General features: G+C 71.1%; 18 protein-coding genes. 9 read left to right on the forward strand and 9 right to left on the reverse strand.

The window, feature by feature from the left end:
- Nucleotides 1-85: 85 nt before the first annotated feature.
- On the reverse strand, nt 86-898 hold the full coding sequence (locus ACO06I_RS10085; protein ID WP_421932436.1) for a transglutaminase-like domain-containing protein: 813 nt from the start codon (nt 896-898) through the stop codon (nt 86-88).
- Nucleotides 899-916: 18 nt separating this feature from the next.
- On the reverse strand, nt 917-1,852 hold the full coding sequence (locus ACO06I_RS10090) for a transglutaminase family protein (protein WP_421932437.1): 936 nt from the start codon (nt 1,850-1,852) through the stop codon (nt 917-919).
- A gap of 68 nt (nt 1,853-1,920) precedes the next feature.
- On the opposite strand from ACO06I_RS10090, the gene ACO06I_RS10095 reads away from it, so the two are divergent.
- Both ACO06I_RS10095 and ACO06I_RS10100 read left to right on the forward strand, forming a co-directional pair.
- Nucleotides 1,921-2,637, forward strand: a complete 717-nt coding sequence (locus ACO06I_RS10095; RefSeq protein WP_421932438.1) for an N-formylglutamate amidohydrolase — start codon at nt 1,921-1,923, stop codon at nt 2,635-2,637.
- Between the two features lie 50 nt (nt 2,638-2,687).
- Complete coding sequence (locus ACO06I_RS10100) at nt 2,688-3,146, forward strand: Rrf2 family transcriptional regulator (protein ID WP_421932439.1); 459 nt, start codon at nt 2,688-2,690, stop codon at nt 3,144-3,146.
- On the opposite strand, the gene ACO06I_RS10105 is transcribed toward ACO06I_RS10100, so the two are convergent.
- Nucleotides 3,143-3,817, reverse strand: coding sequence for a NifU family protein (locus tag ACO06I_RS10105; protein WP_421932440.1), 675 nt, complete (start codon nt 3,815-3,817; stop codon nt 3,143-3,145). The two genes, ACO06I_RS10100 and ACO06I_RS10105, sit on opposite strands and share 4 nt — an antisense overlap.
- Before the next feature lie 107 nt (nt 3,818-3,924).
- On the opposite strand from ACO06I_RS10105, the gene ACO06I_RS10110 reads away from it, so the two are divergent.
- The 4 genes from ACO06I_RS10110 to ACO06I_RS10125 are packed head-to-tail and all read left to right on the forward strand — an operon-like array spanning nt 3,925 to nt 5,382.
- Nucleotides 3,925-4,374 (forward strand): group III truncated hemoglobin, encoded by a 450-nt coding sequence (locus ACO06I_RS10110; RefSeq protein ID WP_421932441.1) that lies wholly within the window; start codon nt 3,925-3,927, stop codon nt 4,372-4,374.
- The gene (locus tag ACO06I_RS10115; RefSeq protein WP_421932442.1) at nt 4,371-4,883 is read left to right on the forward strand and encodes a hypothetical protein; all 513 of its coding nucleotides are present in this window, start codon (nt 4,371-4,373) and stop codon (nt 4,881-4,883) included. Before ACO06I_RS10110 ends, ACO06I_RS10115 begins: the two co-directional genes overlap by 4 nt.
- Before the next feature lie 2 nt (nt 4,884-4,885).
- The gene (locus tag ACO06I_RS10120; protein ID WP_421933647.1) at nt 4,886-5,044 is read left to right on the forward strand and encodes a hypothetical protein; all 159 of its coding nucleotides are present in this window, start codon (nt 4,886-4,888) and stop codon (nt 5,042-5,044) included.
- 23 nt (nt 5,045-5,067) lie between these two features.
- Nucleotides 5,068-5,382: a 2Fe-2S iron-sulfur cluster-binding protein gene (locus ACO06I_RS10125; RefSeq protein WP_421933620.1), complete on the forward strand. Its 315-nt coding sequence runs from the start codon at nt 5,068-5,070 to the stop codon at nt 5,380-5,382.
- Nucleotides 5,383-5,385: 3 nt separating this feature from the next.
- Here ACO06I_RS10125 and ACO06I_RS10130 read toward each other — a convergent pair whose 3' ends face one another.
- The 3 genes from ACO06I_RS10130 to ACO06I_RS10140 are packed head-to-tail and all read right to left on the reverse strand — an operon-like array spanning nt 5,386 to nt 7,741.
- Entirely contained in the window at nt 5,386-6,543 is a 1,158-nt protein-coding gene (locus ACO06I_RS10130) for a glutathionylspermidine synthase family protein (RefSeq protein WP_421932443.1), read from the reverse strand.
- 4 nt (nt 6,544-6,547) lie between these two features.
- Nucleotides 6,548-7,282, reverse strand: a complete 735-nt coding sequence (locus ACO06I_RS10135) for a PspA/IM30 family protein (protein WP_421932444.1) — start codon at nt 7,280-7,282, stop codon at nt 6,548-6,550.
- 24 nt (nt 7,283-7,306) lie between these two features.
- On the reverse strand, nt 7,307-7,741 hold the full coding sequence (locus tag ACO06I_RS10140) for a YjfI family protein (protein ID WP_421932445.1): 435 nt from the start codon (nt 7,739-7,741) through the stop codon (nt 7,307-7,309).
- A 134-nt stretch (nt 7,742-7,875) separates the two neighbouring features.
- Between ACO06I_RS10140 and ACO06I_RS10145 the strand changes: the two genes are divergently transcribed.
- The 3 genes from ACO06I_RS10145 to ACO06I_RS10155 are packed head-to-tail and all read left to right on the forward strand — an operon-like array spanning nt 7,876 to nt 9,571.
- Nucleotides 7,876-8,514: a DUF2491 family protein gene (locus ACO06I_RS10145; RefSeq protein ID WP_421932446.1), complete on the forward strand. Its 639-nt coding sequence runs from the start codon at nt 7,876-7,878 to the stop codon at nt 8,512-8,514.
- A gap of 21 nt (nt 8,515-8,535) precedes the next feature.
- The gene (locus ACO06I_RS10150) at nt 8,536-8,949 is read left to right on the forward strand and encodes a DUF350 domain-containing protein (protein WP_421932447.1); all 414 of its coding nucleotides are present in this window, start codon (nt 8,536-8,538) and stop codon (nt 8,947-8,949) included.
- A 7-nt stretch (nt 8,950-8,956) separates the two neighbouring features.
- Nucleotides 8,957-9,571 carry a DUF1190 domain-containing protein gene (locus ACO06I_RS10155; protein WP_421932448.1) on the forward strand — a complete coding sequence of 205 codons (615 nt, stop codon included), beginning with the start codon at nt 8,957-8,959 and terminating at the stop codon, nt 9,569-9,571.
- Between the two features lie 4 nt (nt 9,572-9,575).
- On the opposite strand, the gene ACO06I_RS10160 is transcribed toward ACO06I_RS10155, so the two are convergent.
- The 3 genes from ACO06I_RS10160 to ACO06I_RS10170 form a co-directional block, all read right to left on the reverse strand.
- Nucleotides 9,576-11,663: a molybdopterin cofactor-binding domain-containing protein gene (locus ACO06I_RS10160; RefSeq protein ID WP_421932449.1), complete on the reverse strand. Its 2,088-nt coding sequence runs from the start codon at nt 11,661-11,663 to the stop codon at nt 9,576-9,578.
- A complete protein-coding gene (locus tag ACO06I_RS10165) occupies nt 11,660-12,130 on the reverse strand; it encodes a (2Fe-2S)-binding protein (protein WP_421932450.1) in 471 nt (156 codons plus the stop codon). Before ACO06I_RS10165 ends, ACO06I_RS10160 begins: the two co-directional genes overlap by 4 nt.
- Nucleotides 12,131-12,322: 192 nt before the next feature.
- A complete protein-coding gene (locus ACO06I_RS10170; RefSeq protein WP_421932451.1) occupies nt 12,323-12,940 on the reverse strand; it encodes a glutathione S-transferase family protein in 618 nt (205 codons plus the stop codon).
- Nucleotides 12,941-12,971 lie beyond the last annotated feature (31 nt).

Raw genomic sequence — 12,971 nt, forward strand, 5'->3', positions numbered from 1 at the left:
GCTTGCTTTTCTCCGCGAGCGCAAGAGCCATCACCGCGGCGCCTGCGGCGAATAAGCCCTTCGCACACACGCGCTCGGGCGCCTTCTAGGCCGCGTCCGGCAGGTCGTAGGCCACCACCTTGAAGCCGCTGAGGATGGCGGGGCCGAAGGTGTTGGCGATGGCCACGTCGGTGGCGTCGCGGCCGCGGGCGATCAGCACCCGGCCGATCCGTGGGATGTGGTTGCGGGGATCGAAGGTGTGCCACTCGCCGCCCAGATAGACCTCGAACCAGGCGCTGAAATCCATCTCGCCCACGATGGGGACCCCGATGTCCCCCAGATATCCCGTGCAGTAGCGGGCCGGAATGTTCATGCAGCGGCAGAAGGCGACGGCCAGGTGGGCATAGTCGCGGCAGACGCCGCGGCCTTCGCAATAGACCTCGAAGGCGGTCATGGTCGGCCGCGCGTGCTCGTAGCCGAACTGGATATGGTGATGCACCCAGTCGACGATGGCCTGGACTCGGGGCCAACCCGGCTCGGCATACTGGAACATCGACCAGGCGATGTCGCTCAGCCGGTCGGTCTCGCAATAGCGGCTGCCCAGCAGGAAGATCAGCACGTCCTCGGGCAGGTCCTCCACCGCGGCCTGGGGCGCGAAGGGTGAGATCACGTCGGGCTTGCCGTCGTCGGCGATGATGAAGTCGGCCGACAGGGTCAGACGGCCGGCCGGGGCCAGGATGCGGCTGCAGATGTTGCCGTAGGCGTCCAGGTACTGGCGCACGTCCAGCATGGGATCGGTGCGCAACCAGTCGGGGGTTTCCAGGTCATGGCGCCGCGTCGGGTGGACGCTCAGCATCAGCAGCATCGGAACCGGCGCCGGGCAGTCGTAGATGATCTCGAAGCCCGACCTGATACGCATCCGTTTCCCGAAAGACAGCTATCCGGCTGAGCCAATGGCTCGGGCGGCGACAGGTTGCATGGGAACCTCGCCCTCGTCGCGGACATCGACCTCGACCTCCATGCCGAGATAGTCCGTGGGCAGGCCCGACCAGCTTCCGTGCAGCGGCACCGCCTGGCGGGGATCGCGGGCGATGGCCACCCGAACCAGGTCGGCGTTGCCGACGATGCCGTTGGTGGGATCGAACTCCACCCAGCCGCAGGCCGGCAGGTAGACCCGCACCCAGGCGTGGGTGTGGCCGGCGCTCGCGCGACTGAAGCCCGCCCCGGTCATGGGGCTGTAGATGTAGCCGGAGACGAAACGGGCGGCGAGGCCGAGGCTGCGGGCCGCCTCGATCATCAGCACCGCATAGTCGCGGCAGGCGCCGCTGCCCAGGGCCAGCGTTTCCACCGGGCTCTGCACGCCGCGGTCCGTCCGCGTCCCGTACTTGAACTCGGCATAGATGGCCTGGGTCATGTCGCTGAGCAGGGTCTGCAGGCTGGTCTTGCCCACCGGCTTGACGAAGCGCCGCGCCCAGGCGTCGATCAGGCCCTCGGGGTCCGGATAGTGCCGCTTCATCGACAGTTCGAGGTCCGGCAGGTCCTCGGGGCTGTAGTCGAAGGGCATGGCGCCGGTATAGACCTCCACCTCCCCGTCCACGTCGGCGAAGGCCGGCAGGGGGGTGTGCTCCAGGCGGACATGGCTGTCGAAGACCAGCTCGTCGGCGCGGCCCGAAAAGCCCGCCACCCCGACGCAGTTGCCGAACACGTCGTGCACCGAGCGCAGGCGCGCAGGCGTGGGGCTGATGGTCAGGTCGCAGGTGAGGATGCGCTGGTCATAACTCTCGCGGGGCCGGAACATCATGCGATGCTCGCCGAGCGCCACCGGATTGCGGTAGCGGTAGCGGGTGACATGACGGATCGAGAGGATCGGCATTGGGCGAGCGTGAGGCCGATTTGTCTCTAAGGTCTAAACGAATTCTCGGGCGCGACGATCCGCCCCCGGTGTCTGTCACGATTCCAGGCGGCGCCTGCCCCCTGCTGCTCATCGGCGACCATGCCGGCCGCGCGATCCCCAGGAGCCTGGGGCGCCTGGGGCTGACGGCCTCCGACCTGGACGGCCACATCGCCTGGGACATCGGCGTCGCCGGCCTGGGCGAGCGGCTGGCCGTCCGCCTGGACGCCCCCTTCGTCGCCCAGGCCTATTCCCGGCTGGTGATCGACTGCAACCGCAAGCCGGGCGCGCCGGCCGCTATTCCCGAGGTGAGCGACGGCGTGGCCATTCCCGGCAATGTCGGCCTGACGCCCGAGGCGGTCTCCGCCCGGCGCGGCGAGATCTACCAGCCCTATCAGGACGCCATCGCCGAGGCCCTCGACCGCCGGGCGCGCCAGGGGCGGCCGACCCTGCTGGTGTCGCTGCACAGCTTCACCCCGGTGATGCAGGGCCAGGCGCGACCCTGGCGAATGGGGGTGCTGCACCGCGACGATTCCCGCTTCTCCCGCCAGGTGCTGGACCTGCTGGGCCGGGAACTCGGGGACGAGGCCGGCGACAACCAGCCCTACCGGATGGACGAGACCGACAACACCGTGCCCCTGCACGCCGACCCGCGCGGCCTGGACTATCTGGAGCTTGAGGTGCGCCAGGACCTGATCGCCGGGCCGGCCGGCCAGGACCTGGTGGCCGACCTGCTGGCCCGTCTCCTCACCGAAGCGCTCACCTGAGCGCCGTGGGGATGCTAGGTTCGGCCGGCGGGGCAGGGTGAAGGACGAGAATGCGGCTCACGGTCTATACCGACTTCTCGCTGCGGGTGCTGATGTACGTGGCCCTGCATCGCGACCGCCTGCCCACCATCGCCGAGATCGCCGCCAGCTACGGCATCTCCCGCAACCACCTGATGAAGGTGGTCTATGAACTCGGCCTGGCCGGCTATATCGAGACCGTGCGGGGCAAGAACGGCGGCCTGCGCCTGGCCCGCGAACCGGAGGCGATCATCCTGGGGGAGGTGGTGCGCCGCACCGAGCCGGACATGGCCCTGGTCCCCTGCTTCGATCCCGTCAACGGCGCCTGCGTCATCACCCCGGCCTGCAAGCTCCGCCGCGCCCTGCACGAAGCGCGCGCCGCCTTCCTCGAGGTCCTGGACGGCTACAGCCTCGCCGACCTGGTGGAGAACCAGGGCGCCCTGCAGGCCCTGCTGGCCCGCGGACCGCCCGCCGAGATCGTTGACCCCTAGACGCGCTCGGGGGCGATCGGCCGGCCCTGGTGGCTGAAGGCCGTGCGTGCCGGCGGGCCCGAGCGGCCGTCGAGGCGCGCGGCCCAGGCCTTCAGGCGCTCGCCCACCGAGACCGCCGCCGACGGCTCGGCCTCGACCTCCTCCACGCCGGCCACCTCGGGCACGTAGTACTGGACGATCCGCTGCACCCCGCCCTTCAGGGTCAGCCGCGCCGAGGGGCAGCCGCCGCAGGCGCCGCGCATATGGATCCAGAGCACGCCGGCCTCGGCGTCGAAGCGATCGAACTCGATGTCCCCGCCGTCGCGCGCCACGCCGGGCCGCACATGCCGGTCAAGGACCCCGCGGATCTCGGCCTCCAGGTCGGTGTCGCCGGAGGTCGCGGGCCCGCCGGCCGGCGTGGCGGCCTGCGGCGCGGCGCGGACCTCCTGGTCCAGGACCGCGCTCAGGGCGGCGATGACCTCAGGGCCCAGCCGGCCCCAAGGCCGCCCCTGGGCCCGCGTCACGGTCACGAAGCCGGGCGCGACGAAGACCCCGCCGACCCCCGGAAGCGCCCGGAGCGCGACGGTCAGGGCGCCTTCCAGGGCTTGCAGCCCCGCTCCGCCCCCCGCGTCCGCCGGGGGTGAGAACTTCATGGCGTCCGGATTGGGCGTCGGTTCGGTGGTGATGAACACGGTCGCTCCTGCCCGCCGGGGCGCGCGGCCGATCCGCGCGGGGCCTAGCCAGGTTTAAACCAATATTGTAGATACATGTTCAAACCGCAACCCAAACAGATTCCCCCATGAGCTCCCTCTCCGCCGCCCCGCCCCCTCCCCGCCTCAGCCCCGGCGCGGCCGTGGGCGTCACCGAGGCGATGATCCACGACCTGGTCCACGGCTTCTACGCCACCGTCCGCGCCGACCCGGCCCTGGGCCCGATCTTCAACCGGATCATCGGCGACGGCTGGGACGCCCACCTGGCCAAGCTCTGCGACTTCTGGTCCTCGGTCATGCTGATGACCGGCCGCTTCAAGGGCTCGCCCATGGTCGCCCATTCGAAGATCCCCGAGATCCGGCCGACCCACTTCGCCCGCTGGCTGCACCTGTTCCGCCAGAGCGCCGAGCGGCTGTGCCCGCCGCCGGCCGCGGCCCTGTTCGTCGCCAAGTCGGAGATGATCGCCCAGAGCCTGCAGTACGGGATCGCCGCCACCCGCGGCGAGCTGCCGCCCCTCAACGGCTCGGCCGCGTCATGACCGTTCCCAGCGAGGGCAGCCGCGCGGGCCGCCTTGGCCCCGGCCTGATCCTGCTCTGGGCGGGCCTGACCCTCGGCGTCGCCTTCCTGGCGACCCCGGCCAAGTTCCTCGCGCCCGGCCTGAGCCTGCCGGTGGCGCTGGAGGTGGGCCAGCAGACCTTCCACCTCTACAATCGCGTGGAGATCGCGCTGCTCCTGGGCCTCGCGGGCCTCGGCCTCGTCTCGCCGCCCCCGCGCGGCTGGTGGCTGGCCCTGGCGGTTCCCGCCGCGGTCGTCCTTCTCCAGGCCCTCTGGCTCCTGCCGCGGCTCGACGCCCGTGTCGCGGCCATCATCGCCGGCAGCCCGCCGCCGCCGTCGCGCCTGCACGTCCTCTACATCGCCGCCGAGGGCCTCAAGACCCTCTGGCTGCTGGCCTTCGGCCTGGGCGGCCTGTCGCCCCAGGCCGCGGGGCCGCCCAGGCTTCGCGCCGCCGCCCTGCCGGACTTCAGCCCGGCCGCAACCAAGGACTGACCATGTTCCATCTCCTGATGCTGCCCGCCAACGCGGTCTGCGACGCGCTTGGCGTCGTCGACGAGCACGAGCGCGGCATGATCCGCATGCTGGTCAACATGCTGCTCTGGACCACCCTGGGCGCCGTGGTCTTCATGGTGGCCTGGGTGCTGGTGGCCTGATCCCCATCGACGGCGTCACCTTCATCACCCACCAGGGCGAGGCCTATCGCCTGCCCCTGCGCCTGGGGTGGTCGCTGATGAGCCTGGCGCGGCGGGGCAAGGTTCCCGGCATCGACGGGGTCTGCGGCGGCAATTGCTGCTGCGTCACCTGCCACGTCCATGTCGATCCGGCCTGGCGTGAACGCGCGGGCGAGCCGTCGGCCATGGAGGAGTCCATGCTGGACTTCGCCGGCGACGTCGACGCCGGCTCGCGGCTGGCCTGCCAGATCCGGATCACCGAGGAGCTGGCCGGCCTCGTGGTCCGCCTGCCGGCGCAGCAGGTGGTCCTGGGCCTCTGAGCCTCAGGCCTCGATGATGTGGGGCACGAAGCGGGCGAGGTTCTTGGTCACCACGCTGTCGTCCTCGCGGATGCCGATCCCGGCGGGCTCCGCGCCCACGATCCAGGCGCCCACCACCGGGCGCTTGCCGTCGAAGTCCGGCGGCGGGTGATAGGCCTGCAGGATCGCCCCTTCGGCGCCATAGCCCTGGTCCAGCACCGGCTCCTCGCCGCCGACGATCTCGACATTGGCGCCCTCGCGGGAGAACAACGGCTTGCGCACATGGCGGGGGCCCAGGGCCGACGCGGCCGGATCGCCCTCGAAATAGGCCTCCAGCAGGTTGGGGTGGCCGGGGTGGCGCGCCCACAGCAGCGGCAGGATTCCCTTGTTGGACAGGATCGCCTTCCAGGGCGGCTCCAGCCAGCGGACCTTGGCGGTGGCCAGGTGCGCGGCGTAGGGCTCGCGCAGCATGTCCTCCCAGGGATAGAGCTTGAAGGCCGCCTGCAGCAGCAGGCCCTCGCGGTCGGCGAACTGGCCCTCGGCGTTGACCCCGATGTCCAGCATGGCCACGAACTTCGGGTCGAGCCCGGCCTGGGTCGCCAGGTCCTCGAAGAACCGCACCGTCTGCCGGTCCTCCACCGCCCCGGCGTCGCTGGCGAAGTGGACGAAGCCGCCCGTCGGGAACAGCGTCCTGAACCGGTCGCGCAGGGCCTCGAACAGGCTGTTGAACTGGTCCGTGCCCGGCGGCAGCGCGCCTGAGGCCAGTAGCTCCTCCAGCCACAGCCACTGGAAGGTGGCCGCCTCGAACACGCTGGTGGGGGTGTCGGCGTTGTACTCGTAGAGCTTGGGCTTGGCGGTCCCGTCATAGCCGAAGTCGAAGCGGCCATAGAGCGAGGGCTCCTTGGCCCGCCAGGCGCCGGCCACGAAGTCCCAATGGGCGGCGGGAATGGCCAGCTTGGCCAACAGCTCCTCGCTGCGCGAGGCCTCGTCCACCAGATCCAGGCACAGCTCATGCAGCTCGGCGGCCGCGGGCTCCAGGTCGTCCTCCACCTCCGCCAGGGTGAAGGCGTAGGCCGCGCTCTCGTCCCAATAGGCCTGGCCGTCGGTGTGGTGGTAGACGAACCCCACCGCGTCGGCCTTGTCCTTCCAGTCGGGGCGGGGCTCCAGGGTGAGGCGGCGCACCCCCCTACTCGTCTCCGGACTTGGCCGCGGCCTTCTGCTCGATCTGCAGGGTCGGCGCGGGGGCCGACAGGCGGGCCAGGACGTCGTCGGCCGAGGACTGGCCGGGCCCGATGCCCGCCAGCCGCAGCTTCTCGTCCAGGTCGGCGCCGGTGCGCATGTCCTCCAGCTCGGCGGCGGCCTGGATACGCTCGCCCCGGATCGCCTGGCGCTCCTTGATCCGCGCCAGGCTGTCGGCCGCCGACCCGAGGGACGAGCCGGCCCCGGCGCCCCGGGCGGCCACGGAGGCCTGGGCGCGCTGGACGGACTCGTTGACCTTCACCACCTCCACCTCGCGGCGCAGGGTCTCGATCTTGCGGTCGGTGGCGGTGATGGCCGCGTGCAGCTGGTCCTCGGCGCCGCGCATGTCGGCGATCTGCGGCTCCTTCTGGGCCACCTGGGACTCCAGGTCGGCGATCCGCTGGGCCACCTGGCGGGCCAGGTCCATGTCGCCCTTGGCCACCGCGGCGCGAGCCGAGCTCTCGTACTTGAGGGCCTGCTCGCGGAAGCTGGCGACCTCCTTTTCCAGGATGCGTCGGCGGGCCACCAGGGTGGCCATGTCGTCCCGGGCCTTGCCCTGGGCGGTGTCGGCGTCGCGAATCTCCTGATCCAGGATCTTCAGGGCGTTGGCGTCGACGACGCCGGCCGCGGCGTCATGCGCGCCCGCGCGGCCCAGGGTGAACAGCTTGCGCCAGATGGTCATGGGAAAGGCTCCAGGGGCTTGGGGTCAGGCGGCGGGCGAGAAGGAGGCGCGCAGGTCGGAGGCCGCCTCGATGGCGTTCTCGGCCAGCATGCGCAGCTCGATCAGGATGTCCTCGAGGCTCGAGGTCGTGGCCAGCTCGCCGAACAGTTCGTAGAAATCGCGGCCGGCCACGGTGGTGATGCCGAAGTTCGACAGCGGCACCAGCTTCTGGGCCTTCAGCAGGAATTCGTTGAAGGCGTGGCGGTCGGCCTGCTCGTCCACCGGCCACAGCAGGACCGAGGCGGCGATCTGCTGGTCGCTGACGCTGACGAAGACCTCCAGGTCCCCGGCGTCGGCCATGGTCACCAGCAGCACGGGATCGGCGCCCTCCACCACGCGGGCGGCGAGGGCTTCCCCCTCCTTGGCGGCCGCGTCCAGGGCGGTCTTCAGGGAGCGAACAGTCCAGGCGGTCTGCGTCATCAGGCGATCCTTCGGTGGTGACAGGTTCATACAAGATGGGTGGCCGCGCGCCAGCCGTCGAGGGCGCGCTTCGCCCTTTTGCGCAGGCGGCGGCTATCCTAGATAGGAGACCAGTCTTCCTGCGGGTCAGCGTCATGTTCGGTAAGCTCTTCGGCCGCAAGGAGGCCGCCCCGGCCTCGGCCTTGCCGGCGATCCGCAATGTCACCCTGGGCCGCACGGTCTGGCTCGACACCCTGGCCTGGCGCCGCCTGGGCTCGGAGCGCCGCTTCCCCCTGGACCGCGACACCCTGGAGATCACCGCCCAGGGCCTGGTGGACCTGAAGGACGGCGGCTTCGTCCATCGGTTCTACACCGACGACCACGCCATGTTTCAGGCCGTCTCCGACGACCGCGAGGGCCAGAGGATCAACGACGTGACGATCTTCGTGCCCTGGGAAAGCGCCTATCCCGGCTCCCGCGCCGACCGCGAGGCCTGGGGCAAGCGCCTGCGGGCCCGGACCTTCACCGCCTCGGGCCTGCCCGACTACACCCGCTTCTGGTTCGGCGACGAGGCCGAGAGCCAGGACCCCGTGACCTTCTGGGAAGACCTGCACGACGACCGCGACGGGGTCCCCGATCGCCGCATCTTCCAGACCTGCATGCTGTTTTCCCGAGAATTGCCGGGCGACGCGCGCGAGCTTCTGCTAGCCATCGAGCAGGAGACCGAGGACGGCGAGGTGTCGTTCGAGGTCATGCTCGGCGTCCCCCTCGAGGTCGGCGAGTTCAAGGCCTGACCCTGCTGGAGCACGACTGAGATGTTCGACCTCTATGGCTTCGCCGCCAGCGCCGTGGCCTTCCTGATCGCCTTCGTCGCCGCCGGCCTCTTCACCCTGGCCTTCAAGGTCCTCTACCAGTGGGTCACCCCCTACAACGAGGCCAAGCTGATCCGCGAGGGCAACACCGCCGCGGCCATCGCGCTCGGCGGCGCCCTGCTGGGTTACGTGATCCCGCTCGCCTCGGCGCTCTCCCACACCATCACCCTCATCGAGTTCTGCGCCTGGGGGGCCCTGGCCGGCGTCATCCAGATCGCCGCCTTCACCCTGATCCGCATGATGGTGATGAAGGACGTCAGCGCCCGCATCGAGCGCGGCGAGATCGCCGCCGGGGTCTATCTGATGAGCATCTCGCTGGCGGTCGGCTTCCTCAACGCCGCCTGCATGACCTCCTGAGCCGCCCATGACCGCCCCCCGCCCGCGCAAGCGCTCCAGCGCCATCACCCTCACCGGCCTGATGGCCGGATCGGCGATCTCCATCTCGGCCTGCGACAACACCCCCACCACCGGCCAGTGGGAAAATCCCCCCGCCGTCAGCGCCGGCCGCGCTGTCGACGCCGCCTCCTTCGAGAGCCTGGGCGCCTGCGAGGCGTCCGGGACCTTCACCGCCCTCCAGTGCCGCACGGCCTTCGAGGACGCCCAGAAGGCCAGCGCCGAGAACGCCCCGAAGTTCGGCGACCAGCAGAGTTGCGAGGAGCGGTTCGGCGTCGACCAGTGCGTGCCCAGGCAGGGCCAGGGCGGCAGCTTCTTCACTCCGCTGCTCACCGGCTTCATCATCGGCCAGGCCATGAACAACATGGGCGGCTATCGCGGCGCGCCGATGTATCGCGACCGCGACGGCGGCTATTACGGCGGCGGAGGCTATCCGGTGTCGCGCGACTATCTCACCGGCCGCACCCGGGTCAGCGCCGACAGCTTCGAGGCCCCCAAGGCCGGCGCCCCGGCCCGCGTCCAGAGCCGCAGCTCCATCATCTCCCGCGGCGGCTTCGGCGGCGGCTCCCGCTCCTTCGGGGGATAGACCCCTACTCGGCCAGCAGGGCCCGCGCGATCCGGTCCCGCGTATAGGGCAGGTCCCGCAGCCGCGTCCCCAGGGCGTGGGCCACGGCGTTGCCGATGGCCGCCAGGCAGGGCCCCAGCGAGATCTCCCCGATCCCCTGCGGCGGCGCGCCGGGCGGCACGATCAGCTCCACGTCCACCGGCGGAACCTCGTCGAAGCGCAGGATCGGATAGTCGTCCCAGGTCACCGAGGCGACGCCGGCGCCCTCCAGCTTCACCTGCTCCTTCAGGGCCCAGCTGGCGGCCATGATCATGCCCCCCTCGATCTGGTTCCTGGCCCCGTCCGGATTGATGATCAGGCCCGCGTCGGCGACGCACCACAGGTGCTCCAGCCGCACCTCCTCGTCGACGCTCACCCGGGCCGCCACGGCCACGAAGGCGCCCCGGTCGCGGTGGCGGTCATAGCCGAGGCCAAGGCCCTGCCCCTCCCCGCCAGGGCCGCGCTCAGCCCAGCCGCAGACCGCGCCGATCCGCTCCACCACCGCCCGGGCGCGCGGCTCGCTCAGCATCTCCAGACGGAAGGCCAGGGGATCCTTGCCCGCCGCCTGCGCGAGCTCGTCGAGGAAGCACTCCCCGGCATAGGTGTTCACCGGCCCGCCCAGCCCCCGCAGGGACGAGGTGCGCACCGGCGAATGGATCACAAGGTGCTCCTTCACCCGCACGGCGGGGATGTCATAGGAGGGGACCGCGTTCAGCCGGCCGCCGAAGGCTGTGGCCTGGTTGGGGGGCGGCAGGTCGGGCGGGCCCTGGGGCAGGGCCGTCTCGATCAGGGTGCGGCCGCGATTGACGTGCAGATTGGTCCAGATCTCGGTGGTCCAGTCGGCCAGCCGCCCGGCGGCGTCCAGCTCGGCGGTCATCTCCACCCGCATGGCGGTGCTCACCGGCGCGTGGCCGAACTCGTCCTCGCGCCGCCACTGCACCCGGATCGGCGCGCCGGGCCGCCGGCTGGCGATGAAGGCGGCGTCGAAGGCCGCGTCCTCCGCCCCGTTGTGGCCGTAACAGCCCGCCCCCTGGGCGTGCTCCATCTCGATGGCCTCGGGCGGAAGCCCGGTGATGCGGGCGATCTGCAGCCTCGGCGGATAGACCCCCTGGGCGTGGGTCCACACCCTCAGCCGGCCGTCCTCGAACCAGGCGATCCCGCAGGAGGGCGACATGGAGGCATGCGAGATATAGGGCCGTGAATAGGCCGCCTGCAGCCGGCGGCGGTTGGAGGGGCCGCCGAGCGGCGCGCCCTCCTCCAGGTCCGTGGCGGCCATGTCCTTCAGGGACGCCGCTTCGGTGACCTCATGCGGCAGGTCGCGGGGCGTGTCCCAGCGTGTGGTCGGTTCGGCCGCGGCGTGGGCCCGCGCCGCGGCGGCCTCGCTGGAGGAGATGAAGGCCACGAAGGACCCCTCGGTGAGGATGTCGAGATCGGCGTCGCCGGCCGCCTTCCAGGCCGCGGCCTCGTCGAGGAAGGCCAGCCGCGCCGTCGGCCCCGGCTGGCGCAGCACACGGGCGTGCCGCATCCCCGGCAGCGCGATGTCCTGGATGAAGCCCCCGCCGAACATCTTGGCCGGCAGGTCCAGGCGCGGCGTGCTCGTCCCCACCAGCCGGTGCTGGTCCTGGGACTTCCAGCGTGCGGTCCCGCTCGGCGGCTGGGCCAGGTCGATGGCGGGGCTCAGCGTCCAATAGGTCTCCCCGCTCGGCGCGCCGTCCAGCCGGAAGGCGCCGTCGGCGATGTCGATCTGTCCGGGCGCGCAGTCGAGCCGCCGGCAGGCCTCGGCCACGAACAGCGCGCGCACCTCGGCGCAGGCCGCCCGCACCGAGGCGCCGGACACCTCCACCGACATGGAGCCCACGGTCATCCCCTCGTCGGGCACGGCGCCGGTGGCCGCATTGGCCACCTCCACCTGCGACATGGCCACGTCCAGCTCCTCGGCGGCGATCTGGGCGAGCGCCGTCAGCGCGCCCTGGCCGTACTCCACCTTGCCGAAGGCGATGCGGACGACGCCCGGCGCCGGGAACCCGACCCAGCGGTCGAGGCTGGGATTGGCCTGCAGGCTGGGGGGGATCATCGGACCGCCTCCGCGCTCATCCGCGAGGCCGCGAGCAGCACCGCGTCCATCACCCGGTTGTGGACGCCGCAGCGGCACAGGTGCCAGGCCAGGGCCTGCGCCACCTCCTGCCGCGTCGGGTTCGGATTGCGATCCAGTAGCCCCTTGGCGCCCACCAGTATGCCCGACAGGCAGAAGCCGCACTGGCCGGCCTGCAGCTCCAGGAAGGCGGCCTGCAGCGGATGGGGCGCGTCCGGCGTCCCCAGCCCCTCCACGGTGACGATGGCCTTGCCCTCGAGGTTGCCCACCTCCAGTTGGCAGGCCGCCACATCCTGGCCGTCCACCAGCACCGAACAGGCCCCGCACTGCCCCGTCCCGCAGCCGAACCGCGGCCCGGTCAGGCCCAGCTCATTGCGCAGCACGTCCAGCAGGTTGTCGGTGGGCTCGGCGCCCTCCTCCCGCAGCTCGCCGTTGATGATCAGGTTCATGGTGACTCCCTCGGAGAAGGAGAACACGAACTGACGGAACGGCACAAACTCAGTGTCATCCCGGCCGCAGCGAAGCGGAGGGCCGGGACCCAGAAGCGCGGGGCGCGCCGGAGGGATCGGTGCGTCTGGGTCCCGGTCTTCGCTGCGCGAAACCGGGATGACAGCTTGGGGGAAGACCGGGAAGCCCGGGGGCTACTCGGCCCTGGCCCCAGCCTCCCAGGCCAGGGCCTCCGGCGTCGCCAGCAGGCGCTCGACATAGGCGGCGGCCGGACCCTCGGCCTTGATCCCGTAGGTGCGGAAGCGGGTCGCCACCGGCGCGTAGAAGGCGTCGGCGATAGACCAGTCCCCCAGCAGGAAGGGGCCGCCGAACCGGCCGAGCAGCTCGTTGAACAGTTCGGTGATCCGGGCGACGTTCTTCAGGGTCGCCGCCGAGAGCTCCGCCTGGCGCGGTTCGATCTCCAGGGCCATGGGGCATTCCTGGCGCAGGGCCTGGAAGCCCGAATGCATCTCGGCGGCCGCTGATCGGCCGAGCGCCCGGGCCACCGGGTCGGCCGGCCACAGCTTCGCCTCGGGCAGCTTCTCGGCCAGGTACTCGCAGATGGCCAGGGAGTCCCAGACCAGCAGCTCCCCGTCCTTCAGGGCCGGCACCAGGCCCGATCTCGAGAAGGGCCGGATGGCCTCGTAGGTCTGGTTGTTTTCCTGCCGCAGCGAGATCAGGGTCTCGGTGAAGGGCATCCCCGAGCGCTTCAGCACAAGCCAGGGTCGCATCGACCAGGTCGACCACTTTTTCGTGCCGATCACCAGTTCCATAGGCCAATCTCCTTGATCACGCAGCCGCTAT

Source organism: Phenylobacterium sp. (assembly GCF_965229015.1).
Taxonomy (GTDB): domain Bacteria; phylum Pseudomonadota; class Alphaproteobacteria; order Caulobacterales; family Caulobacteraceae; genus Phenylobacterium.